The organism is Corynebacterium aurimucosum (genome assembly GCF_046895345.1).
In the GTDB taxonomy this organism is placed as follows: Bacteria; Actinomycetota; Actinomycetes; order Mycobacteriales; family Mycobacteriaceae; genus Corynebacterium; species Corynebacterium aurimucosum_G.
Genome location: NZ_CP160096.1, coordinates 162,682 through 185,866 on the forward strand (window position 1 = coordinate 162,682; position 23,185 = coordinate 185,866).

Sequence of the window (23,185 nt, forward strand, 5' to 3'; positions counted from 1 at the left end):
TCATGCTCAAGGCCCAGCGTGCGTGCGCTGGGCCTTTTGTGTGTGCTCGAGGGAAAGCGAAACCCCGGATTCAGGTAACTCAAGGATGAGTGTGAATCCGGGGTTTGTGTCTTTGAGAAGGCCCTTTAGAAGCCTTCAAGTACTTCGTAGAGGGTGGCTAGGGTTAGTCGCCTTCGCTAGCTGTGCTTGGCTGTTAATGTCATGTCGACCAACTGCAGGAAGCGTATAACGTAGTCTTTGACAAAGCCTGCGGTGCCTTCATTGAGATGGCCGGAGTCTTCGAAGAGGGTGGGGGATTGGCCAAGGAATACCTCGGGCTGACCAGGAAGCGGCATATCGAAGTAGGACAGGGCGAGCCGGAGGTTCTTCTGTGAACTGTAGCCGCCCATGCGGCCTACAGAGTGGCTGATGATACCTGCGGGAAGGTTCTTCCAAGCCACATCCGAGTTGGGTTTGGAACCGATGTCCACTGCATTCTTGAGACAGGCAGGGATAGTACGGTTATTTTCCGGGGTAACAAAGAGGACGCCGCTCGAGTTCTTGATGGTGTCGCGGAAGGTGGTGTACTCAGCTGGAATGGGCTTGTCCGTGACCGAGGGGTCATCGTAGTCGAAGTCATAGAGCGGCAAGTCACGGATTTCAACGATGTCTGCCTGGTAGTTTTCAGGGATCATTGTGAGCACTTCGTGTGCAATCTTGCGCGCAAATGAGCCGCGGCGCAGGCTGCCGACGATAACGCTGATACGTGGGGTGGTCATAGAAAGTCCTTTCTTCTTAGTTGGGCGTAGGTACATGCGGTCAAGGGAGAAAAGGCTTGCAGCCAAAGGCAGGCGGTGGCCCGGCGGCGTGGGCGGCAGTAAGAAAGTTATCCACTTTGTCTTCTTCTTCATGGCGGAAGTACAGTTCGATGAGTCCTAACAGTCCTCCGAGGACGGCCTCCCGTGCGGCGGACGTATCCAAAAGCCGCATGGCTGCTGGTTGGTTTCCTTCGCGGATGGCTTCAAACAGCGCGATGGTCTCAAGCCAGCTTCCTTGGTCTGGTCGTGGAAACGGTTTAGAAATCCCAGTCATCATCACTCGTTTCTTCAGCGGTGCCAATGACATAGGAGGAACCAGATCCAGAGAAGAAGTCATGGTTTTCATCTGCTCCGGGCGCTAGGGCAGCGAGGATTTCCGGGTTCACTTCCGTTTCTTCAGGTGGGAAGTAGTCCGGGTAGCCCAAATTCATGAGCGCCTTATTGGCGTTATAGCGAACGAATACAGCTACATCATCCATGAGCCCCAACGGCTCATATAGCTCGCCGGAATAATCCAGCTCTAGGGCATAAAGCTCTTCGAGCAAGGAAATAGTGAAATCATGCATTTCCTTCTGCCGTAGCGGGGTCGTGGATTCCAAACCGCGCTGGTACTTGTAGCCCGAGTAGTAGCCGTGCACTGCCTTGTCACGCAGAATGAGGCGAATCATGTCTGCCGTATTTGTCAGGGTGGCGTGGACGGAAAAGTGCAGGGGAAGATAGAAACCCGCGTAGAGAAGCAGCGAGGAAAGCAGCGTCGATGACACCTTGCGTTTGAGTGGATCCGGCCCAAAATAGTGCTCGAGCACTTTCTTGGCGCGTGCCTGGAGAAGGTCATTATTCACCGCCCAACGGTATGCTTCATCAATTTCCTTTGTACTGCTCAGGGTAGAAAACACTGAAGAGTAAGAACGGGCATGGACTGACTGCATGAAGGCGATGTTGGTATACACGGCCTCCTCGTGTTCGGTGCGGGCATCTTGAATCTGACAGATTTCTCCCACAGTGGCCTGGACAGTATCCAGGGTGGTGAGTCCCGTGAACACCCGCATGGTGAGGTTGCGTTCCTCGGGCGTCATCTTCTGCCACGCCGGGAGATCATTAGAAAGCGGGACCTTCTCTGGCAACCAAAAATTGGCGGTGAGACGGTTCCACACTTCAAGATCCTTGTCATCGCTCACCCGGTTCCAATTGATGGCGCGGATGCGGGCTGAAGGGTCATGCCGGTAACTTGGCGGTGTAACTGAGATGCTGGTTAGCTCAGCAGTGTTTGATGTTGAATACATAGATTCTTTCTTTCTTGATGGATGGTTGTGAATGAAGGAAGGACCGTGTTCCTACAGAGCACAGGAAACGCAGCCTTCGACCTCGGTTCCCTGGAGTGCAGGTTGGCGTAAACGGATGTAGTACAAGGTCTTGATTCCGGCTTTCCAGGCATAGATTTGTGCCTTGTTGATGTCCCGCGTAGTGGTGTCAGCGGTGAAGAACAAAGTCAGGGAAAGCCCTTGGTCCACGTGTTGGGTGGCCATAGCGTAGGTGTCGATGATTTTTTCGTACCCCACGGTGTAGGAGTCATCGAAATACTCCAAGTTGTCGTTGGTCATTTCCGGTGCGGGGTAGTACACGCGCCCCAAGCGGCCTTCCTTGCGTATTTCAATCTTGGAGGCAATCGGGTGTATGGACGCGGTGGAGTCATTGATGTAGGAAATTGATCCAGTGGGTGGAACTGCCTGCAAGTAGGCATTGTAGATGCCGTCTTGCATCACTTGGTTCTTGAGGCGTAGCCAATCCTCGCGTTGAGGAATCTGCACGCCAGCCTCATGGAATAGCTGTTTTACGTGGTCAGTGGCCGGCGCCCAGTCTTGGTCGATGTACTTGTCGAAGTAGACGCCAGTGGCATAGGTGGATTCTTCAAAGCCAGTGAATCGTTGACCTTTCTCAACCGCGAGTGCATGGGATGCACGGAGCGCATGATAGGTCACGGTCAGGAAATAGATATTTGTAAAGTCCAGTGCTTCGGCGCAGCCATAAGGAATACGCTTGGAAGCCAGGAAACCGTGGAGATTCATTTGACCCAACCCGATGGCATGCATGGATGCATTACCGTGAGCGATGGAAGGAACAGCTTCGATATTTGTTAGGTCTGAGACCTTCGTGAGAGCGCGCACCGCGGTTTCAACAGTTTCCCCAAAGTCCGGTGATTCAAAAGCTTTAGCGATGTTGAGCGACCCTAGATTGCAGGAAATATCCTGGCCAACGGTGGTGTAGTTACCTGAGGCGCCGTAGGTGGATGGCGTATTGACCTGGAGGATCTCACTACACAGATTGGACATATTGATATGTCCTTTGAGGGGATTAGCGCGGTTGACCGTATCCTCAAAGAGTATGTAGGGGTATCCAGATTCAAACTGAAGCTCAGCCAGCGTGGTGAAAAACTCGCGGGCCTTGATAGTCGTATGAGAAATTCGCGGATTGGAAACCAGCTCGTCGTAATACTCGGTGATAGACATGTCAGACATGGCTACGCCGTACTCGCGAGCGATGTCATACGGGCTAAAAAGATGCATATCCTTGTTCTCTTTGGCCAGCCGGAAGGTTATATCTGGAATAACAACTCCCAGCGAAAGAGTCTTGATGCGGACTTTCTCATCGGCATTTTCCCGCTTGGTATCCAGGAAACGAAGAATATCTGGATGGTGCGCATGTAGGTAGACGGCTCCAGCGCCCTGCCGGGCGCCCAATTGGTTGGCATAGCTGAAGCTATCTTCCAGAATTTTCATGACTGGGACTACGCCGGAAGCTTGGTTCTCAATCTTTTTGATTGGGGCTCCGGATTCGCGCAGATTGCTCAGTAACAAGGCCACACCACCGCCGCGTTTTGAAAGCTGCAGTGCAGAGTTCACGCTGCGGCCAATGCTTTCCAAATTGTCTTCGATGCGAAGGAGGAAGCAGGAGACCATTTCGCCACGCTGGGCTTTCCCTGCGTTGAGAAAAGTAGGGGTGGCGGGCTGGAAGCGTCCGGTCATGATGTCATCCACCAGTTTTTCTGCGAGCTCTTCGTCGCCCTGTGCAAGGTATAAAGCTGTGGTGGCGACACGTTCTTCGTAGCCTTCCAGAAATCGCGAGCCATCAAAGGTTTTCAGTGCATATGAAGTAAAGAACTTAAATGCGCCGAGGAAGGTGCGGAACTGGTGCTTAGCTTGATGTGCTCTGTCGTACATAGCGCACAGAAAGGCGTCATCATAAAGCTCAAGGAAATCCCGCTCGTAGTACTCGTTATCAACCAACCATTCCAAGCGTTGCTTGGTGGAATCGAACTGATGCATGCGGGGAGCGACATGGTGCGTGACATAGTCTTGTGCTGCCTGAATGTCCTTGTCAAACTGGATTTTTCCAAAAGCGTCGAACAAGTTCAGCTGCGCGTTGAGTGCATGGTAGCTCTTGCGCTTACCGACACCGCCGGCATCGTCTGCTGAAGCGGTGCGGGGCGTAGGGCCAATGGGCTGTGTGGGGGTGGCCTTAAGTGGCGGCATTGTGGTTTCCAATCTGTGTGTTGCGGATGTGGTCTTCATTTTGTGGGAAATCAATGGGGTGTAATTGTTAGTTGCTTTGCTGCTCCCAAAACTTGTGAAGGCCCTGTTTTACAGCGGTAACGTCCTTCTGCGTGCCGAGTAGCTCGAAGTGATACAGCTCTGGAACGTGGCACTTAGCGGAAATGATGCGGCCGGCGACGCAGTAAGCGCTTCCGAAGTTGGTATTGCCTGAGGTAATAACGCCCCGGATAAAGGAACGGTTGATTGGGTCATTGAGGAAGTCGATGACCTGTTTGGGGACTGCGCGTTTGAGCGAGCCACCGCCGTAGGTTGGAACGATGAGTACGTACGGGTGTGAAACCTGGATCATTCCGGTTTTCTTGGGCCGCAGTGGAATGCGCACTGCGGGTCTATCTAAGCGTTCGACGAATCTTTTTGTGTTTTCAGAAACGCTAGAAAAGTACACCAAATCTGGTGAGTCTGACATGACAATCCTGCTCATCCTGGCCTTAGCCATAAGTGGGATAGGTGATGATCGAAAAGATTAACTACGCACTACCGTAGTTGCAAACTACGCCGCACCGTAGTTTTTAAAAGGGCAGGTAGGGGCAGGATTAATGAGAAAGGGAAAGACTACAGGCTGTGGTGTGCTACAAACACTGCGTCGGTAGCTGGGCGTCCAAGCACTACCCACTGAGTACTGCCGGCTACCTGTACTTCGAGCGATTCTGAAAAGGGCGTTCCTTCGCGCGTGCTAAGAACAGCCCCAGTGACGATGCCTTGCTCTTTGAGGAAGGCCAGCAGTTGTGGGTCGGAATCAGAAATGCGTTCCACGGTCACCTGCGGTTGTGCGCCGCTGTCGGTGAGACGGTGCGCACTGGGGATAGTGATCTGTCCATCAACCGTAGGGATAGGGTCGCCGTGTGGATCCCTAGTGGGGTAATTGAGGAACTTATCCACGCGCTCTATGAGCATGTCAGACACCGCGTGTTCAAGATTTTCGGCTTCATCATGGACCTCGTCCCACGTATAATCCAATGCTTGAACCAAAAAAGACTCAAGCAATCGGTGGCGGCGCACCATGACCAATGCGTACTGCCTGCCAAGTTCGGTTAACTCCACAGAGCCATAGGGCGTGTGTGACACGAGCCCTTGCTTCGACATTTTGCGCACTGCATCGGAGACCGAGGAGAGCTTGAGTCCCAGCTGTTTCGCTATAAGTGTGGCGGTAACGGGCTCGGATGACCATTCCTTTAGCCCCCAGATAGCTTTCAAATAGTTCTGGGTACTGGTGGACAGTTCAGAAACAGACATGAGTAAATGTTAACCCAGCTTCCGTATGTGCCTTAGGCGCTGTGCCCCAACGCTCATAGCGAACAGAGGCCAAGTTTGAGAGGAATGCCGGTAAGGTGGGGCCAGTTAAAGCATTCTTCACTTGAAGGAGAACCACTAATGTCTGAGAAGATTTCAATGAACTCGTCGTCTACGGGGATGAATCTGAGCGATAGCGTGTATGAGCGCCTGCTGCGCGAGCGCATTATCTTCCTGGGAACCCAGGTGGATGATGAGATTGCCAACAAACTGTGCGCCCAGATCCTCCTGCTGTCCGCAGAGGACCCCACGCGCGATATTTCGCTTTATATCAATTCGCCGGGTGGCTCGGTTACCGCGGGTATGGCCATCTACGACACGATGAAGTACTCGCCGTGCGACGTGGCTACCTATGGCATGGGCCTGGCCGCCTCGATGGGCCAGTTCCTCCTCTCTGGTGGCACCAAGGGCAAGCGCTACGCGCTGCCGCACGCCCGCATCATGATGCACCAGCCTTCCGCTGGTGTGGGTGGTACCGCCGCAGATATCGCCATCCAGGCCGAGCAGTTCGCGCAGACCAAGCGCGAGATGGCTGAGCTCATTGCTGAGCACACCGGCCAGACCTTCGAGCAAATCACCAAGGATTCGGACCGCGACCGCTGGTTCACCGCCCAGCAGGCCAAGGAATACGGCATCGTCGACCACGTCATCGAGTCCGTCAACGGTCCTATCACCAACTAGGGAACAAGGAGCTTTATCACTATGTCTAACCTTCAGATGCCTTCTTCCCGCTACGTTCTGCCGGAGTTCATTGAGCAGAACGCACAGGGATCAAAGACCACCAACCCGTATTCCAAGCTGTTCGAAGAGCGCATCATCTTCCTGGGAACCCAGGTCGATGACACCTCCGCCAACGACATCATGGCGCAGCTGTTGGTTCTGGAATCCCAGGACCCAGACCGCGACATCACGATGTACATTAACTCCCCGGGCGGCTCCTTTACCGCGCTGATGGCCATCTACGACACCATGCGCTACGTCCGCCCGGACGTGCAGACTGTGTGCCTGGGTCAGGCTGCGTCCGCAGCGGCCGTTCTGTTGGCCGCCGGCGCTCCGGGCAAGCGTGCCGCTCTGCCGAACTCTCGCGTGCTGATTCACCAGCCGCGCACGCAGGGCACGCAGGGCCAGGTCTCTGACCTCGAGATCGAGGCCAACGAGATCGAGCGCATGCGCCGCCTCATGGAGGAGACCTTGGCCGAGCACACCGGCCGCACCGCAGAGCAGGTGCGTATCGATACCGACCGCGACAAGATCCTCACTGCGCAGGAAGCCGTCGAATACGGTCTCATCGATACCGTCTTTGATTACCGCAAGCTCAACGCGTAGTACCTAGGCTTTAGGCCCCGCTTTCCGGATGGTTCCGGGAGCGGGGCCTTCGCGTGCGTGAGGTTAATGGAGGAACTAGTTCTCGTTTGGCGGCAGGATGGCCTCGGGGGACTCGGGGAGAATCTGGCCGCCGTCAATGATAAGGGTCTGTCCCGTGATGTAGCCCGCCTCGCGGGAGGCGAGGAAGGCCGCGGCGTTGCCGATATCGCGTGGGGAACCTAAGCGGTGCATGGGGATGGAGCGCGCCATTTGGTCGAGGTACTCCTGGCCCTGGCCCTCCAAACCCTCGGTGAGGATATTGCCCGGTAGAACACCGTTGATGGTGATGCCATCACGGGCAACTTCCAGTGCCGCGGAGCGCATGAAGCCTTGTTGTGCGGCCTTCGAAGCGCCGTAGTGTGCCCAGCCTGGGTAGCCGGTGTGTGAGCCGGTAATGGAGGTGGTGATGACGATGCGCCCGTAGCCCGCCTCCTTCATATAGGGCAGCGCTTCCCGCACCACGGTGAACGTGCCGTGCGTATTGATGGCGAACATGGTGTCCCATTGCTCGTCGGTCATGTCCTCGAGCGGGCAGTTGGGGAAGACACCGGCGTTGGAACAGACGATGTCGATGCGGCCATAGCGCTTGACGACGTCCCTGTAAAGGTTGCGGACGGAGTCGCGCGAGGTGACGTCGACAAGCAGGGCGTCCGCCCCGAGCTCTTCGGCGGTCTTCTGCGCGGCCTCGAGGTTGAGGTCAGCGATGACGACAGTCGCGCCGGCTTCGCGCAGAGCGCTGACGATGCCGCGGCCGATTCCGGCGGCGCCGCCGGTGACGATGGCGACGTGGTCCTGAAGATCAAACATGTTCTGCTCCTAAGCGGTTGGGGCTGTCTGCCCCCCTCCAGCCTAGGCCGCCACGGTCTGAGGTGCTGTCTGCTTGGTGGTTGCCGTGTAGGCGCGCACACCGATGAGGGAGACTGCGGCCAACACAGCGGTAGAGCCGGCGAGGGTGTAGAGCCCCGTTGGGGTCCAGCCGCTTTCGAGCAGATAGCCCGCCAAGATGGGGGCGAGTGTCGCGCCGACGCGAGCGATGCCGATGGCAGCGCCCGTACCCGTGGTGCGCAGCGCCGAAGGGTAAGCCTCCGGGGTGACGGTGTAGAGGCCGGAGATGCAGGCGTTGAGGGTAAGGCCTACGCCAACGCCGAGGGCAAACATGAGGGAAGGCACGGCGGTGGAATTAATGAAGCCAACGAGGACGACGGAGGAAATGAGACAGAAGACGATGAGCAGGGGGCGAGCGTCGATGCGCGTGGTGAACAGGCCGTAGAGGATGGCGCCGATAGCACCGCCGAAGGAGAGCATGATGCCGCCGATGATGCCCTGCTGGGCGGTAAGGCCCTCGGCGGTGAGAAGCTTCGGGGTCCACTGCGAGGTGAAGTTGTAGGCAAACATGATGAAGCTGAAGGCCAGCCAGAGCTTGATGGAGGTGCGCAGGAACTGCGGTGAGACGAGGTCCTTGTAGGAGGCCTTGTGGCTGGTGCGCGGGCGGACGCTGACGTCTCCCTGGAGGCTGAGTTTGGTGGCGATCGTGCGCACTGAGTCCATGCGGCCGCGGGCGGCGAGGAAGTCGGCGGACTCGGGGACGAAGGCAACCGTGAGGATAAGGGCGATAGCGGTGAGAGCTGCGCCCACCCAAAAGATAGGCTGCCAGCTATCGAAGGAGGAGGCGACAACGCCGCAGAAGGAGGCACCGAGGCCATAGCCGGAGGCGTAGATGGCGACGGCCAGGCCGCGGAAGCGCAGGTTGGAGTACTCGCTGACGAGGACGGTGACGCAGACAAGGACGCCGCCGACGCCAATGCCGGTGATGAGGCGGCACAGCAACAGCAGGCTAAAAGTAGGCGCGAGGGCGGTGAGCACGAGGCCGACGAGGTCAATGACGAGCGAGACCGTGATGAGGGTGGTGCGCCCAAGGCGGTCAGCCAACGGGGCGAGGAAGAGCGAGCCAAGGCCGATACCGATGAGGGCGGAGGATAGGAGCCAGCCAAGGGAAGAATCGGACAGCGCGAACTCTTCGCTGACGGTGCCGGCGCCGAAGGCCATGGCCACCATGTCGTAGCCGTCGAGGGCATTGAGGAAGAGGGCTATGGCGATGATGAGCCATTGGCGTGTGCCCATGGGGGAGCGGTCGATGAGTTCGCGGATGTCCATGAAAATCTTTCTGCTGATAGAGCGGTTTCGATGTAAGTTAGTGAACCGCTCTGTCTATGTCCACTAACTGCTGTTTTAAATTCAAGGGCGCGCCGCTGGCTGAGGAATAGCGCTCGAGTCTGAGTGGTTTACTAGAGTGGAACAAACTGCGGTAAAATCGCCCCACCTACCCTCAGAGAAAAGAGTTGAAAGGCCTTCATGGCACGTATGCAAGAAAGCGCTGACCTGCTCAAGTGTTCCTTCTGTGGAAAGAGCCAGAAGCAGGTGAAGAAGCTTATCGCCGGCGGCGGCGTCTACATCTGTGACGAGTGCATCGAGCTCTGCAACGAAATCATCGAGGAGGAGCTCGGCGCGGCTCAGGCCGAGGCGGACGAAGAGAAGGAAATGCGCCTTCCGCGTCCTTCGGAGATTTCGGCTTTTCTGGATAAGTACGTCATTGGCCAAGACCAGGCCAAGCGCGTGTTGTCGGTGGCGGTATACAACCACTACAAGCGCATTAAGGCCGAGGAAGCCGCGGGCTTGGAGGGGCGCCGCAAGAAGGCGCAGGAAGAAGACGTTGAGATTGCCAAGTCCAACATCCTGATGCTGGGCCCGACGGGCTCAGGCAAGACCTACCTGGCGCAGACCTTGGCGCGTTTGCTGGATGTTCCTTTTGCTATCGCGGATGCCACCAGCCTGACCGAGGCTGGTTATGTGGGCGAGGACGTGGAGAACATCCTGCTCAAGCTGCTGCAGGCAGCGGATTTTGATGTGGAGCGCGCGCAGCACGGCATCATCTACGTCGATGAGGTGGACAAGATCTCCCGCAAGTCGGAGAACCCCTCGATTACCCGCGATGTGTCCGGTGAAGGTGTGCAGCAGGCGCTGCTGAAGATCCTCGAAGGCACCGTGGCGGCCATTCCGCCGCAGGGCGGGCGCAAGCACCCGAACCAGGAATTCATCCAGCTGGATACGACGAACATCCTCTTCATCGTGGCCGGTGCTTTTGCGGGCTTGGACAAGGTGATTTCGGAGCGCGTGGGCAAGAAGGGCGTGGGCTTTGGCGCCAAGCTGGAAACTAAGGATGAGAAGGAATCAGTCGACTTCTTCTCCCAGGTGCGTCCGGAGGACCTAGTGAAGTTCGGCCTTATCCCGGAGTTCATTGGCCGCCTGCCGGTGGTTGCGACGGTGGATAACCTGGACCGCGAATCGCTGGTCAAGGTGCTTGTGGAGCCGAAGAACTCTCTGGTCAAGCAATACCAGCGTCTGTTCAGCATGGATGGTGCGGAGCTGCACTTCGAAGACGCAGCGCTGGAAGCGATCGCTGAGCTCGCGCTCGAGCGCAAGACCGGTGCCCGTGGCCTTCGCGCAATCATGGAGGAGCTGCTTGTTCCCATCATGTATGACCTACCGGACCGCGAGGACATCGCCAGCGTTCACATCACGCAGGAGTGTGTGACCGATGGCGGCGAGCCGGAGTTCGTGTACTCGGATGAGGCGAAGGAATCCGCCTAGAAGGCTCCTACACCTGCGCGGGACCTCTGCCTACTCGTAGAGGCTCGCTGACGCGTCGCCCTCGTCCTCAGTGGAGTAGACATCCAAGGGTGCGGACTCAGCATCGAGCTCGGTTTCGTTCTGGGTGAGGTAGGACTCGAAGCCGATGTCCGGGATGTTCGCCGTAAGGAAGGCCAGCACGGCATCGATGGCCATACGGTGTAGGCCTTCGGTGTTGTTGTGGGTGTACATGTTGATGTCGAGCAGGTTGCTCATCATCGCGTGATTGGTCACGCGATACATCGTGAGTGCAGAAATCAGCGTGAAAATATCGTTGGCAGAAATGCCAGGGCGGAACGCTCCGGAATCCTGGCCCAGCATGAGCAGCCTGTCGAGGTGGAGGGAGATCTCGGAGACGTCGACAAGCGCCTGCGAGGACTCCAGCACACTGTGGGAGGATTCCATCGTTAGCATCCGGATGGCTTCGGGGTTATTCACATGTTGGCGGAACAGCCAATCCACCAAGGTGCGCACGCCCTCGACTGGGACAGCAGAATTGATCTCGAGGCTGCCCTCTGGCGGGTTGAGGCGCCGCGCTGCCGCTGCCAAGGCTTGCTGGTAGAGCCCCTTCTTATCCCCGAAGTAGTAGTGGATCATGCGCTTGGACATCCCAGACAGCTTCGATACGGTCTCGAGCTTGGTTTCGGCATAACCATGCTCAGAAAACTCCGATATCGCAACATCGATCACGTGCTCAACAGAGCCGGAGTCGACCGATGAAGTCTCAATGCTCATGGAAAGTCCCGTCTAGTCGATGGATATGCGTACAGTTGTCCACTATGCCGAAAAAAGAAGGCCGTGGAGTTCAAGTACAAAGAACTCGCATCTTTCGGGGGTAAAATCACACCCCACGGGGGCGAAAAAACGGGACTAGGGTGGAAAGGTGAACACTCAGCCGAAAGGACTCGCACATGACTGCATCGAAACCCGTCAAGATCACCGTCACCGGCGCAGCCGGCAACATCGCCTACTCCCTGCTGTGGCGCATCGCTGCGGGCGATGTCTATGGCAAAGACACCCCGGTGGAACTCGCTTTGCTGGAAATCCCAGACGCCGTGGGGGCCGCTGAAGGCGTGGCCATGGAGCTCAATGACTCCGCTTTCCCTCTCCTGCGCGGTATTACCGTCACCGATGATCCGCAGGTGGCCTTCAAGGACACCAAGGCTGCTTTCCTCGTCGGTTCCCGCCCGCGCAGCAAGGGCATGGAGCGCGCCGACCTGCTGGAAGCCAACGGCGCCATTTTCACCGTGCAGGGCAAGGCGCTGAACGACGTTGCTGCGCGCGATGTCCGCGTCCTCGTCGTGGGCAACCCGGCCAACACCAATGCTTATATTGCGGCGAACAGCGCGCCGGACCTCGACCCGAGCCAGTTCACCGCTCTCATGCGCCTAGACCACAACCGCACCTTGAGCCAGGTTTCCCTCAAGACGGGCATGCCTACCGCGGAGCTCACCAAAGTTGCCGTGTGGGGCAATCACTCTGCCTCCCAGTTCCCAGACCTGACCTTCTCCAACGCTGAGGTGGATGAGGATTGGTACAAGGAGGAGATGATTCCGAAGGTGGCCAAGCGCGGTGCCGAGATCATTGCCGTGCGCGGCCGCTCCTCGGCTGCCTCCGCAGCCTCTGCCGCGGTGGATCACATGCACGATTGGATCCACGGCACCGAGGATTGGCGCACCGCAGCCGTAGTCTCGGATGGCTCTTATGGCGTGGACGAGGGCCTCGTGGCAGGTTTCCCCACCGTCGCCCGCGACGGTAAGTGGGAAATCGTCCAAGGATTGGAGCTCAATGATTTCCAGAAGGAGCGCATCGAGGCCTCCGTGCAGGAGCTGCGTGAGGAGCGCGAGGCCGTAGCCCACCTGCTCAAGGGCTAAGCTTCCAGCACCAAGTTATCGATGAGCCGCACCGGCCCCACCTGCGCTGCAACCAGCGCCAAGGCGGGCCGGTGTTGTGCATCAACGGGCTCGAGCGTGGCCGGGTCCACCACATTGAGGTAATCCACCGTCACACCGGGGGAGGCGGCGAGCTGGGCGCTCGCCTCGTCGAGGGATGCACCATCCCGCAGTGCAAAGAGAGCCTGGGACAGCGCCATGGCTTGCTCTCGTTCGACAAGGCTCAGGCGAGCGTTGCGGCTGGACTCGGCCACGCCGTCCGCCGCGCGGACGATGGGCGCGCTGACGATTTCCAGAGGCAGGTCGAGGTCCGCCACCAAGCGCCGAATAATGGCCACCTGCTGGGCATCCTTCTGCCCAAAGTAGGCGTGGTCGGGTGCGACAAGGTGAAACAGCTTGCTCACCACGGTAGCTACTCCGTCAAAGTGGCCGGGGCGCGAAGCACCTTCCAAGACCGAGCCCATCTCACCCGTGCGAACCCATACCCGCGGGGTGCCACCCGGGTACATCTCCTCCACGGTGGGAGCGAAAACCGCATCCACGCCTAGAGAATCGAGCAGTGCTGCATCCGAGTCGAGGTCGCGCGGATAGGCGCGGTAGTCCTCACAATCGCCGAGGTCGCTGAATTGGAGGGGATTGACAAAGACCGAGCACACCACGGTGTCGTTCTCCTCGCGGGCGCGGCGTACGAGTGAAGCGTGGCCTTCGTGTAGCGCGCCCATCGTTGGCACCAAGCCCACGGTGCCGGATGCGGCCGCGCGGAAAGCGCGGAGTTCAGATTTAGTTTTCAGGATCTGCATGACTTAAAACCCTAGTCCTCGAAGGATTCCTCGGCGTTGGGGAAGGAGCGCTCGCCCACATCGGCCACGTAATTCTTCGCACCCTCCAGCAGCGCGCCGCGCAGATCCGCGTAGCGGCGCACGAAGCGCGGCGCCTTGGGGCTACCCAGGCCGAAGGCATCGGTCCACACCAGAATTTGGCCGTCAGTCTGCGCGCCGGCGCCGATACCGATGGTGGGGATGGGCAGTTCCTTGGTCACCTCCTCAGCCAACGCAGCCGGGACCATCTCCAGTACCACGGCGAAGGCGCCGGCGTCGGCAAGCACGCGGGCGTCCTCGTGCAGCTTCTCCGCACCGGCACCGCGGCCTTGGACCACGTAGCCGCCTAAGGCATGGACCTGCTGGGGCGTGAAGCCAATGTGGGCGCAGACGGGGATGCCGGCGGCGACAAGCGCGGCAACAATCGGTGCGCGCTCCGCACCGCCCTCGAGCTTCACGGCCTGCGCGCCGGTTTCCTTCATGATGCGCACGGCAGACTCCAGTGCCTGGGTGGGGCCGGCCTCATAGGAACCGAAGGGCAAGTCCACCACCACGAAGGCACGGGAGGTAGCTGAAACCACGGCGCGGGCCAGCGGAATCATTTCATCGAGGGTAAGCGAGAGCGTGGTTTCGCGGCCCAGGACCACATTGGCCAGGGAATCGCCGACGAGCAGGAGATCTACCCCGGCTTCATCGAAGATTTCGGCGGTCATGCAGTCATAGCTCGTCAGGCACGCAAAGGCCTGAGAGTTCTCTTTGGCTTGAGCAAAGAACCGGGTGCGGAGGCGGGCGCGGTGGCCAGGATTGTGAGACATGCCCTTACTCTAGACAGGGCGCTAGTGCCAGTTGACGTACAGGGTAGAGTTGGCCAGGTGACTGATCAGAATAAAGAGCAACTCGTTGGCACCAACCGCGCGGACCAGCTTCCCAAGTCCTGGGAGCCGCAGGCAGTAGAGAAAGACCTCTACGAAGGATGGGTGAACGCTGGTTACTTCACCCCGGATGCGTCCTCGGAAGCGGAGCCTTATTCCATCGTGCTGCCGCCGCCGAACGTCACCGGCCAGTTACACATGGGCCACGCCCTGGACCACACTCTGATCGACTCCATCATTCGCCGCAAGCGCATGCAGGGATATGCCACCCTGTGGCTGCCGGGTGCTGACCACGCAGGTATTGCCACCCAGACCAAGGTGGAGGCCCGCCTGCGTGAGCAGGAAGGCAAGAAGCGCTGGGACTATGAGCGCGAAGAATTCATCAACAAGGTCTGGGAGTGGAAGGAAGAGTTCGGCGGCACCATCCAGAACCAGATGCGTGCCATTGGTGACTCGGTGGACTGGTCCCGTGAGCGCTTCACGCTGGATGATGGCCTCTCCCGCGCCGTCCAGACCATCTTCAAGACTCTCTACGACGAGGGCATGATCTACCAGGCCAACCGCCTGGTTAACTGGTCCCCGGTCCTGGAGACCGCCGTCTCCGACATCGAGGTGGTCTACAAGGACGTCGAGGGTGAGTTGGTGTCCATCCGCTATGGTTCGCTGAATGACGATGAACCGCACCTCATCGTGGCCACTACCCGTGTGGAGACGATGCTGGGTGACGTCGCCATCGCCGTCCACCCGGACGACGAGCGCTACGCCGACCTGGTGGGCAAGGAACTGCCACACCCCTTCCGCGATGACCTGAGCCTGAAGATCATCGCCGATGACTACGTGGACATGGAGTTCGGCACCGGTGCGGTGAAGATCACCCCGGCGCACGACCCGAATGACTACGCCATGGGCCTGCGCCATGACCTGGACATGCCCACCATCATGGACACCACCGGACACATCGCGAACACCGGCACGAAATTTGACGGCCTGACCCGCGAAGAGGCCCGCGTGGAGATCCGTGAGGCGCTGCGCGAACAGGGCCGCATTGTCAAGGAGATCCGCCCCTACGTCCACTCCGTGGGACACTCGGAGCGCTCCGGCGAGCCGATTGAGCCGCGCCTGAGCCTGCAGTGGTTCGTGGCCGTGGAGAAGATGGCGAAGATGTCCGGCGACGCCGTCCGCGAAGGCGATACCACCATCCACCCGAAGTCCCTGGAGCCGCGCTACTTCGAGTGGGTCGATGATATGCACGATTGGTGCATTTCCCGCCAGCTGTGGTGGGGTCACCGCATCCCCATTTGGTACGGGCCAGAGGGCGAGGACGGCCAGCGCGACATCATCTGCCTTGGTCCCGACGAGGAAGCGCCGGAAGGCTACGTCCAGGACCCGGACGTTCTGGACACCTGGTTCTCGTCCGCGCTGTGGCCTTTCTCCACGATGGGCTGGCCGGAAAAAACCGCCGACTTGGAGAAGTTTTTCCCCACGAATGTGCTGGTCACCGCCTATGACATCCTCTTCTTCTGGGTCGCCCGCATGATGATGTTCGGCACCTTCGCCGGCGCCCACACCCCGGAGTTGCTCGGTGAGGGCAAGGATGGCCGCCCGCAGGTGCCGTTCACGGATATTTACCTCCACGGCCTGGTGCGCGATGAGCAGGGCCGCAAGATGTCGAAGTCCCTGGGCAATGGCATTGACCCGATGGATTGGGTGCGCGACTATGGTGCGGACGCACTGCGTTTCACCCTGGCCCGCGGTGCCAACCCGGGCGTGGACCTGCCGCTGGCAGTCGACGCCGCCGCTGCCGGCCGCAACTTTGCCACCAAGCTGTTTAACGCCACCAAGTTCGCGCTCATGAACGGCGCGGGCGTGGCGGAGCTGCCGGCACGTGACGCGCTGACCGATGCTGACCGTTGGATCCTCGACCGCTCCGAGGAGGTCCGCGCCAAGGTCGACGCCTACCTGGATGACTACCAGTTTGCCAAGGCCAACGAGCTGCTCTACCACTTCGTATGGGATGAGCTGTGTGACTGGTACTTGGAGATTGCCAAGACGCAGATCCCGCGCGACTTCGATGCGGCGAGCGCCGACGAGCAGGCCACCGGACGCACGACTCAGATTGTTCTAGGCCGCGTGCTCGACCTGGTCCTGCGCCTGCTGCACCCGACCATGCCTTTCGTCACCGAAGTCCTGTGGAAGGCTCTGACTGGTGGGGAGACCATCGTCACCGCGCAGTGGCCTGCCCAGGAGCACACCAACGGTGGCGCGGAGAAGGATGAGGTGGCTGCCCGCCGCATTCAGGACGCCGACAAGCTCATCACGGAGCTGCGCCGCTTCCGCTCCGATCAGGGCGTCAAGCCTTCCCAGAAGGTCCCGGGCCGCCTCGACTTCGCCGCGGCCGACCTGCAGGAGCAGGAGGGACTCATCCGCAACCTGGCCAACACCACGGAGCCAGGCGAGGACTTCACCGCCTCCGCTTCCATCGAGGTGCGCCTGTCCCAGGCCACCGTCGAGGTCACCTTGGATACGTCTGGTGCCGTCGACGTCGCCGCTGAGCGCAAGCGCTTGGAGAAGGACTTGGCCAAGGCCCAGAAGGAGCTGGACCAGACCGGCAAGAAGCTGGGTAATGAGGCCTTCTTGTCCAAGGCACCGGAGGCAGTCGTGGAGAAGATCCGCGTGCGTCAGCACGTGGCCCAGGAGGAGGTCGAGCGTATCACCGCACGTCTGGAGGGACTCAAGTAGTGGCGGAGGAGACAAACCGCGAGGAATTTGAGGTCGTTGATGCCCTCGCGGAGGGTACCGATGGTGGGCCGGTGGAGATCACCGACTCCGGCCTGACCCTCAACCTCGGCGGCGAGGAGGATTACGTGGAGGCCGCCCCCGAGCAAGCTTCGCCGGAGGAGCTCGCGGAGCTGGCCGAGGTCACCGCGGAGCTCAACGCCCGGGCCCCAGAGACCATCATCGCGCCGAGCCTCGAGCGCATCGAGATGCTCATGGATCTCCTGGGCAACCCGGAGCGTTCCTTCCACGTCATCCAGGTCGCAGGCACCAACGGTAAGTCCTCGACCGCCCGCATGATTGATTCGCTGCTACGCTCCTTCCACCGCCGCGTTGGTCTGGTGACCAGCCCGCACCTACAGTTGGTGACTGAGCGCATCGGCATCGATGGTCACCCGATTCACCCGCGTGATTTCGTGCGCATCTGGCGTGAAATCAAGCCTTATGTGGAGATGGTGGATTCCCGCTCCGACATTCCCATGTCCACCTTCGAGGTGCTGGTTGCCATCTCCTACGCAGCCTTCGCCGATGCCCCCATTGACGTTGCCGTTGTCGAAGTCGGCCTCGGCGGCACGTGGGATGCCACCAACGTGGTCAACGCGGAGGTAGCCGTGGTCATGCCGGTTGGCCTCGACCACACGGACTACCTCGGGGATACCATTACGGAGATTGCTGGTGAGAAGGCCGGCATCATCAAGGCCCGCGAGCACGATGCCGATGACGTGCTCACGCCGGGGGAGAATATCGCCATCCTGGCGGAGCAAGACCCGGAAGCCATGCGCGTGCTGCTGCAGCGCACTGTGGACGTGGGGGCCGGCGTGGCCCGGGCCGGCTCCGAATTCGCTGCGCTCGAATCGCGCATCGCAGTGGGCGGCCAGCAGCTGACCATCCAGGGCCTAGGCGGGATGTACGAAGACATCTTCCTGCCTCTGCACGGCGAGCACCAAGCCAAGAACGCGGCCGTGGCTTTGGCCGCGGTGGAGGCTTTTTTCGGGGCGTCGGCAGGCCACCCGCTCGACATTGCTTCAGTGCGCACCGGCTTTGCCAAGGCCATTTCCCCCGGCCGTTTGGAGCGCGTGCGCACCAGCCCCACGACTTTCCTTGATGCCTGCCACAATCCGCACGGTGCCAAGGCCCTGGCCGCAGCCCTCGACCGCGACTTCGACTTTGCGCGCCTCATCGGCGTGGTGTCCATATTCACGGATAAGGATGCCACCGGCATCCTCACTGCCCTCGAGTCGGTCCTCACGGAAGTCGTGATCACGCAGAACACCTCCCCGCGTGCCCGCGATGCCTATGAGCTGGCGGAGCTGGCCCGCGATATCTTCGGCGAAGAGCGCGTGTACGTCGAGCTTGACCTGCCCAGCGCCTATACTCAGGCCGTTGAATTGGCGGAGGATGCCGACGTGCAGTCCGGATCCGGCATCGTGATTACTGGCTCGGTCGTCACTGCCGGTGACGCCCGCGCACTTTTTGGAAAGGAACCCGCATGAGCCCCCGCAAACCCGTCCCTGAGGATGAGATCGGCCCGTTGGGCTTGGGCAAGGCACCGGCCAAGGATCCCCTCAAACAATTCGGCGGCATGGTCGTGGCGAGCTCCCTCACCATGGAGCTGATCACCCTGGTCCTCGCACTGCCGATGCTGTACAAGCTTTATGACGGCACCCTGTGGACCCCGTTCAACTATGGCGTGGTGATCGGTTTTATGGTGCTGCTCCTGGCGTCCTTCCCCTTCATGAATAAGCCGTGGATCGTCAGCGTACAGATTGTTCTCCACGTCATCGGTATCGTTCTCGGCTTTATGGTCCACTGGTCTGTGGCGACCATTTTCATCATCTTCGCCCTGCTCTGGGCACTCGCGGCCTATATGCGTTCGGTGATCGTCGCCCGCATGGAGCGCGGCTACCTCACCACGCAGCACCTGACTGAGAAGTAGGCTGCTGCGGTGTACATCCGGCCGGAGCTGCGCGCGGGAGCGGCGTTCATGTCGCTATTCGATCCGACTAATCCGCTCATCCGCCGTGCCGGGCGCATCGTGCCAGCGCTCTGGCCCGCGCCCTATATCCAGGGCGTGCGCACTCGTCGCGTGAACAATGGTGACATCCACGCCACTATCTATGAGCCCGAGCACCCGCGCGGCGCGGTGCTGTGGATCCACGGGGGCGGGCTTCTCATGGGGCATCCGCGTCAAGACGTCAAGCACCTTAAGGAGACGGCTGCGGAAGTTGGCGTGACCATCATCGCGCCGCGCTACCGCTTCGCCCCGGAGAACCCTTATCCGGCCGCGCTTGACGACGTCCACTCGGCCCACCACTGGCTCCTCACGCATGCGGAAGAGCTGGGGTTCAGTCCCGAGCGCGTGGTTATTGGCGGACAGAGCGCCGGGGGAGGGCTGGCCGCAGCACTCTGCCAGCGCCTCCACGATGAAGGCGGGGTTCAGCCAGCGGGACAGTGGTTGTTCTGCCCGATGCTTGATGACCGCACAGCCTCCACCGACCGCAACCCTATCTGGGACGCGGATTCCAACGCACAGGCTTGGCGCTTCTATGTCGACGGTAACCCCGACGCGCCCTATGCCGTGCCCGGCCGCCGCGCGGATCTGTCTGGCCTACCGCCGGCGTGGCTGTATGCGGGCAGCAGCGAGCTTTTCTACGGCGAGATTATGGATTACGCCGAGCGCCTGAAAACTGCTGGTGTGCCTACACAGTGTGAGGTCGTAGAAGGCGGCGTGCATGCCTTCGAGCTGTGGGCTCCCCATACTGCGGCGGCAAAGCGCCTGCTCATGAGCTCTCGAGTCTGGATGCAGTCGACACTCAACGCGCTAGACTAACGGTCATGCTCTTTCTGCTCTACGGTCTTTCCGCACTGCTGTGCATCGCCGCGCTCGTGGCCAAGCTGTATTTCGGAGGCTTCGCGTTCCCGCTCGCACTGTTGATCCCGGCCTTCGTCTTCCTCGTCGTCGGCATGCTCAAGCAGCAGCGCGATGAACGGCCGGTGGAGTTTGCGGATCTGGAAGAGTGGCACCGCGAGGAGCTAGAAAGCTTGCTAGAGAGCGGTCAATACGGCACGGCGGTGCGTCAAGTGCAGCTGTGGTTTCGTGGCACGAGCCATGAGCGCGCGGAAGAAATCGTGCAACACCTCACGTAGCGCTTAAAATTAGCCCCACTGTCAGGACGCGGGAGCACCTGTTCTGTACTATGTGCCCTATGATTGAACGTACACTCATTCTCATCAAGCCGGACGGCGTCAAGAACGGCCACGTGGGCGAGATCATCTCCCGCATCGAGCGCAAGGGCCTGAAGCTCGTCGCCATGGATCTGCGCGTCGCCGACGAGGAGACCGCCAAGAAGCACTACGCCGAGCACGAGGACAAGCCTTTCTTCGGCGAGCTCGTTGACTTCATCACCTCCGCACCGCTGGTTGCTGGCATCGTCGAGGGCGAGTCCGCTATCGCTGCATGGCGCCAGTTGGCCGGTGGCACCCACCCAGTAGAGAAGGCCACCCCGGGCACCATCCGCGGTGACTTCGCCCTGACCGTTGGCGAGAACGTTGTTCATGGTTCCGACTCCCCGGAGTCCGCAGAGCGCGAGATCTCCATCTGGTTCCCGAACCTCTAAAGAAGTTCACCGCGCCTAGCGCGCAATAAGGCCCGAGCATAGCGCTCGGGCTTTTGTCGTTTCTGACCCTTAACCCGAACCCGTCCTGTGTGCTCGAGCGCAGGTAGCCCGGGCGCGGCTTAGTCGAACGAGAGTAATGTGCGCAATGCCATAAAGGCGTCTTTGTGCACCTGGTGGGTGACGGTGCGGCCGCGTTGCTGTCTGGATAGCAAGCCGGCCTCCCGCAGGCGCGCTAGGTGGTGGGAGACCGTGGGCTGACTCAGTGCAGTGAGCTCGGTGAGTTCCGTGACGCTCATGGGCCCACAGCCTTCATCGCACAGGATGGACAAAAGACGCAGGCGGGCTGGGTCTGCCAGCACTTTGAATTGCTGCGAAAAATGCGTCGCCTCGGCGTCGCTAAGCGGGCCCGTGCTTAAGGAGCAACACTCAGTGCCGGGCGCGCTGGTCTCGGGCGTGGAAGAGGAAGCCATGCGATCAGTATAGGGGTTATCCTTGCGCCCTACGTTATATTGACGCTTATCAATACGTGCTGTACATTGCATGTTCGTATCGTGCTCTATTCAACGTTGAAGGAGGGAGAGACATGGCCGTGCCGCAGCGCCCGACGTTGTCTTTTCTTGACCGATTTTTACCCGTGTGGATCATTTTGGCGATGGCTGCCGGACTGCTCATTGGCCACTTTATTCCCGGGATTGGCCAAGCCTTGGGCACCGTTGAAGTGGACGGGATTTCCATCCCGATCGCCATTGGTCTCCTCGTCATGATGTACCCACCCTTGGCCAAGGTTCGCTACGAGAAGACCAAGGAAATTGCCACGGATGGCCGCCTCATGGCGGTATCGCTCGTCCTCAACTGGCTGGTGGGGCCGGCGTTTATGTTTAGCCTGGCGTGGCTGTTCTTGGCGGACCAGCCGGAGCTGCGCACCGGCCTCATCATTGTGGGCCTTGCGCGCTGTATTGCCATGGTGCTTGTGTGGTCGGACCTCTCGTGCGCTGACCGCGAGGCAACGGCTGTGCTTGTCGCCCTGAACTCCATCTTCCAGGTCGCTATGTTTGGTGTTCTGGGCTGGTTTTACCTTCGCGTCCTCCCCGGATGGCTGGGCCTGGACACGACGAGCGCTGACTTTTCCTTCTGGGCCATTGTTAAGTCCGTACTTGTCTTCTTGGGCATACCGTTCCTGTTGGGTGCGCTGTCTCGCGTGTGGGGCGAAAAGGCAAAAGGACGGGAATGGTTTGAGAACCGCTTCCTCCCAGCCGTATCGCCCCTGGCCATGATTGGTCTGCTGTACACGATTGTTTTGCTCTTTTCCCTGCAGGGCGAGCACATTGTGGAGCAGCCAGCAACGGTAGTGCGCGTGGCCGTGCCGCTGGTTATCTACTTCGTGGGCATGTTTGTGCTGTCGCTGGGCGTAGCAAAGGCCGTTGGCATGAATTACGCGCAGTCTGCCAGTGTGGCGTTTACTGCAGCAGGAAATAACTTTGAGCTTGCCATTGCAGTATCCATCGGCACCTTCGGAGCGATGTCTGCTCAGGCCCTTGCCGGAACGATTGGTCCCCTTGTTGAGATTCCAGTCCTCGTTGGTCTGGTCTATTTCATGCTGTGGATTGGCCCGAAACTCTTCCCAGGGGATGCCACTCTTCCGCGCTAGCGCGTGCGTGCGGCGTCCATGCTGCGCACCCCGGCTTCGGTCAGCGTGATGTTAAAAGTCCGCTCACCATTCCACTGGATGAGGCCAGGTAGCTTCACCACGCCGGCCTTCTCGAGCTCACGGAGTTCTTCTTCGAGTCCCTCCTCGTAGCCGAGCAGCTGCCCCAGTGCAGGGATGGTGGTGGTATTGCCAGTGACTGCACCGGCGGCGACCAGCCCGCTGAGGACTTCCGGGTGAGTTTCTACTGCGGTGATGCTCGCTTGAGTGACGCCTTCGAGGCTTCCTTGTTCGGTGATGGCCTTGATGCGTCGCTTGCCCACTCGATAGGAGGAGGTACCGAACGCGCGCCCGCCGAAGATGAACGCGGGGATGGAGAAGGCAGTGAGTCCAGCGGCGATAAGGATGGGGTTGGGCGAGATATCGCTGAGAACCCCGGTGGACTTAATTCCCTCAGTGATGAGAGGGGAGAAGATAGCAAGCACCGGTAGAAAGTAGGCGAGAAGAGGGTAATCGCCCGCCCGGTACTCTTCTTGCGCGGCTTGGACGAACTTTGGCTTGCTGCGAATGATGCGGATGGCGCCGTAAAGCATCACCATGATGAGCACCGCATAGACAGGGACTGCATAAGGGGAAGGAAAATCGACGACGCGAAGGCCGGAGGCGATGCCCGCGGGTACAGCAACGGTGATGATATCTTGCAGCGCAATCTCGTTGCGGGCGCGCGCTTGGGCCACGGTACGTGGCGCCTGTTTAGGTAATTTCCGTTCTGCCGGTGTGTTCGTGGGCGCGCTGTCGGACATAGCGGCGATACTA

24 protein-coding genes are annotated in these 23,185 nt (G+C 59.7%); 11 read left to right on the plus strand and 13 right to left on the minus strand.

Going from position 1 to position 23,185, the window contains the following annotated elements; all coding sequences use genetic code 11:
* Positions 1-176: 176 nt before the first annotated feature.
* The 6 genes from ABZS45_RS00930 to ABZS45_RS00955 all read right to left on the minus strand — a co-directional run bounded on the left by ABZS45_RS00930 (position 177) and on the right by ABZS45_RS00955 (position 5,641).
* Positions 177-758: an NADPH-dependent FMN reductase gene (locus ABZS45_RS00930; RefSeq protein WP_022862715.1), complete on the minus strand. Its 582-nt coding sequence runs from the start codon at positions 756-758 to the stop codon at positions 177-179.
* Positions 759-798: 40 nt separating this feature from the next.
* The gene (locus ABZS45_RS00935; RefSeq protein WP_158014706.1) at positions 799-1,074 is read right to left on the minus strand and encodes a hypothetical protein; all 276 of its coding nucleotides are present in this window, start codon (positions 1,072-1,074) and stop codon (positions 799-801) included.
* Positions 1,055-2,080: a class 1b ribonucleoside-diphosphate reductase subunit beta gene (gene nrdF, locus ABZS45_RS00940; protein WP_412100249.1), complete on the minus strand. Its 1,026-nt coding sequence runs from the start codon at positions 2,078-2,080 to the stop codon at positions 1,055-1,057. The genes ABZS45_RS00935 and nrdF overlap by 20 nt, the downstream gene beginning before the upstream one ends.
* 51 nt (positions 2,081-2,131) lie before the next feature.
* A complete protein-coding gene (nrdE, locus tag ABZS45_RS00945) occupies positions 2,132-4,327 on the minus strand; it encodes a class 1b ribonucleoside-diphosphate reductase subunit alpha (RefSeq protein WP_412100250.1) in 2,196 nt (731 codons plus the stop codon).
* Positions 4,328-4,394: 67 nt separating this feature from the next.
* A complete protein-coding gene (gene nrdI / locus ABZS45_RS00950) occupies positions 4,395-4,844 on the minus strand; it encodes a class Ib ribonucleoside-diphosphate reductase assembly flavoprotein NrdI (protein WP_193629730.1) in 450 nt (149 codons plus the stop codon).
* A gap of 116 nt (positions 4,845-4,960) precedes the next feature.
* Positions 4,961-5,641 (minus strand): metal-dependent transcriptional regulator, encoded by a 681-nt coding sequence (locus tag ABZS45_RS00955; protein ID WP_154736843.1) that lies wholly within the window; start codon positions 5,639-5,641, stop codon positions 4,961-4,963.
* A gap of 138 nt (positions 5,642-5,779) precedes the next feature.
* On the opposite strand from ABZS45_RS00955, the gene ABZS45_RS00960 reads away from it, so the two are divergent.
* Both ABZS45_RS00960 and ABZS45_RS00965 read left to right on the plus strand, forming a co-directional pair.
* Complete coding sequence (locus ABZS45_RS00960) at positions 5,780-6,379, plus strand: ATP-dependent Clp protease proteolytic subunit (RefSeq protein WP_010190917.1); 600 nt, start codon at positions 5,780-5,782, stop codon at positions 6,377-6,379.
* A 21-nt stretch (positions 6,380-6,400) separates the two neighbouring features.
* Positions 6,401-7,024, plus strand: coding sequence for an ATP-dependent Clp protease proteolytic subunit (locus ABZS45_RS00965; RefSeq protein WP_070447792.1), 624 nt, complete (start codon positions 6,401-6,403; stop codon positions 7,022-7,024).
* Positions 7,025-7,099: 75 nt separating this feature from the next.
* Here ABZS45_RS00965 and fabG read toward each other — a convergent pair whose 3' ends face one another.
* Together fabG and ABZS45_RS00975 are read right to left on the minus strand one after the other, a co-directional pair.
* The gene (fabG, locus tag ABZS45_RS00970) at positions 7,100-7,870 is read right to left on the minus strand and encodes a 3-oxoacyl-ACP reductase FabG (RefSeq protein WP_412100253.1); all 771 of its coding nucleotides are present in this window, start codon (positions 7,868-7,870) and stop codon (positions 7,100-7,102) included.
* 42 nt (positions 7,871-7,912) lie between these two features.
* Entirely contained in the window at positions 7,913-9,217 is a 1,305-nt protein-coding gene (locus tag ABZS45_RS00975; protein ID WP_412100254.1) for an MFS transporter, read from the minus strand.
* A gap of 198 nt (positions 9,218-9,415) precedes the next feature.
* Between ABZS45_RS00975 and clpX the strand changes: the two genes are divergently transcribed.
* A complete protein-coding gene (clpX, locus tag ABZS45_RS00980; protein ID WP_412100255.1) occupies positions 9,416-10,711 on the plus strand; it encodes an ATP-dependent Clp protease ATP-binding subunit ClpX in 1,296 nt (431 codons plus the stop codon).
* A 30-nt stretch (positions 10,712-10,741) separates the two neighbouring features.
* Here clpX and ABZS45_RS00985 read toward each other — a convergent pair whose 3' ends face one another.
* Positions 10,742-11,485, minus strand: a complete 744-nt coding sequence (locus ABZS45_RS00985; protein ID WP_412100256.1) for a TetR/AcrR family transcriptional regulator — start codon at positions 11,483-11,485, stop codon at positions 10,742-10,744.
* Positions 11,486-11,661: 176 nt separating this feature from the next.
* Between ABZS45_RS00985 and ABZS45_RS00990 the strand changes: the two genes are divergently transcribed.
* Positions 11,662-12,624 carry a malate dehydrogenase gene (locus ABZS45_RS00990; RefSeq protein WP_412100257.1) on the plus strand — a complete coding sequence of 321 codons (963 nt, stop codon included), beginning with the start codon at positions 11,662-11,664 and terminating at the stop codon, positions 12,622-12,624.
* Here the strand turns inward: ABZS45_RS00990 and panC are convergent.
* Both panC and panB read right to left on the minus strand, forming a co-directional pair.
* Entirely contained in the window at positions 12,621-13,442 is an 822-nt protein-coding gene (gene panC, locus ABZS45_RS00995) for a pantoate--beta-alanine ligase (RefSeq protein WP_412100258.1), read from the minus strand. The two genes, ABZS45_RS00990 and panC, sit on opposite strands and share 4 nt — an antisense overlap.
* 11 nt (positions 13,443-13,453) lie before the next feature.
* Positions 13,454-14,275 (minus strand): 3-methyl-2-oxobutanoate hydroxymethyltransferase, encoded by an 822-nt coding sequence (gene panB, locus ABZS45_RS01000; RefSeq protein ID WP_412100259.1) that lies wholly within the window; start codon positions 14,273-14,275, stop codon positions 13,454-13,456.
* Between the two features lie 57 nt (positions 14,276-14,332).
* On the opposite strand from panB, the gene ABZS45_RS01005 reads away from it, so the two are divergent.
* The 6 genes from ABZS45_RS01005 to ndk are packed head-to-tail and all read left to right on the plus strand — an operon-like array spanning position 14,333 to position 20,724.
* Complete coding sequence (locus tag ABZS45_RS01005; RefSeq protein WP_412100260.1) at positions 14,333-17,071, plus strand: valine--tRNA ligase; 2,739 nt, start codon at positions 14,333-14,335, stop codon at positions 17,069-17,071.
* Entirely contained in the window at positions 17,071-18,600 is a 1,530-nt protein-coding gene (folC, locus tag ABZS45_RS01010) for a bifunctional tetrahydrofolate synthase/dihydrofolate synthase (RefSeq protein ID WP_412100261.1), read from the plus strand. The genes ABZS45_RS01005 and folC overlap by 1 nt, the downstream gene beginning before the upstream one ends.
* Positions 18,597-19,043, plus strand: a complete 447-nt coding sequence (locus tag ABZS45_RS01015) for a DUF4233 domain-containing protein (protein ID WP_412100262.1) — start codon at positions 18,597-18,599, stop codon at positions 19,041-19,043. The genes folC and ABZS45_RS01015 overlap by 4 nt, the downstream gene beginning before the upstream one ends.
* Positions 19,044-19,052: 9 nt before the next feature.
* Positions 19,053-19,937, plus strand: coding sequence for an alpha/beta hydrolase (locus tag ABZS45_RS01020; RefSeq protein WP_412100263.1), 885 nt, complete (start codon positions 19,053-19,055; stop codon positions 19,935-19,937).
* 5 nt (positions 19,938-19,942) lie between these two features.
* On the plus strand, positions 19,943-20,254 hold the full coding sequence (locus tag ABZS45_RS01025; protein WP_144676966.1) for a hypothetical protein: 312 nt from the start codon (positions 19,943-19,945) through the stop codon (positions 20,252-20,254).
* 59 nt (positions 20,255-20,313) lie between these two features.
* The gene (gene ndk / locus ABZS45_RS01030; protein WP_412100264.1) at positions 20,314-20,724 is read left to right on the plus strand and encodes a nucleoside-diphosphate kinase; all 411 of its coding nucleotides are present in this window, start codon (positions 20,314-20,316) and stop codon (positions 20,722-20,724) included.
* Between the two features lie 119 nt (positions 20,725-20,843).
* Here ndk and ABZS45_RS01035 read toward each other — a convergent pair whose 3' ends face one another.
* A complete protein-coding gene (locus ABZS45_RS01035; RefSeq protein ID WP_010190891.1) occupies positions 20,844-21,194 on the minus strand; it encodes an ArsR/SmtB family transcription factor in 351 nt (116 codons plus the stop codon).
* Positions 21,195-21,307: 113 nt separating this feature from the next.
* Here ABZS45_RS01035 and arsB point away from each other — a divergent pair, with 113 nt between their 5' ends.
* Positions 21,308-22,372, plus strand: a complete 1,065-nt coding sequence (arsB, locus tag ABZS45_RS01040) for an ACR3 family arsenite efflux transporter (RefSeq protein WP_412100265.1) — start codon at positions 21,308-21,310, stop codon at positions 22,370-22,372.
* Here arsB and ABZS45_RS01045 read toward each other — a convergent pair.
* Entirely contained in the window at positions 22,369-23,172 is an 804-nt protein-coding gene (locus ABZS45_RS01045) for a hypothetical protein (protein ID WP_412100267.1), read from the minus strand. The genes arsB and ABZS45_RS01045 overlap by 4 nt on opposite strands.
* Between the last annotated feature and the right edge of the window lie 13 nt (positions 23,173-23,185).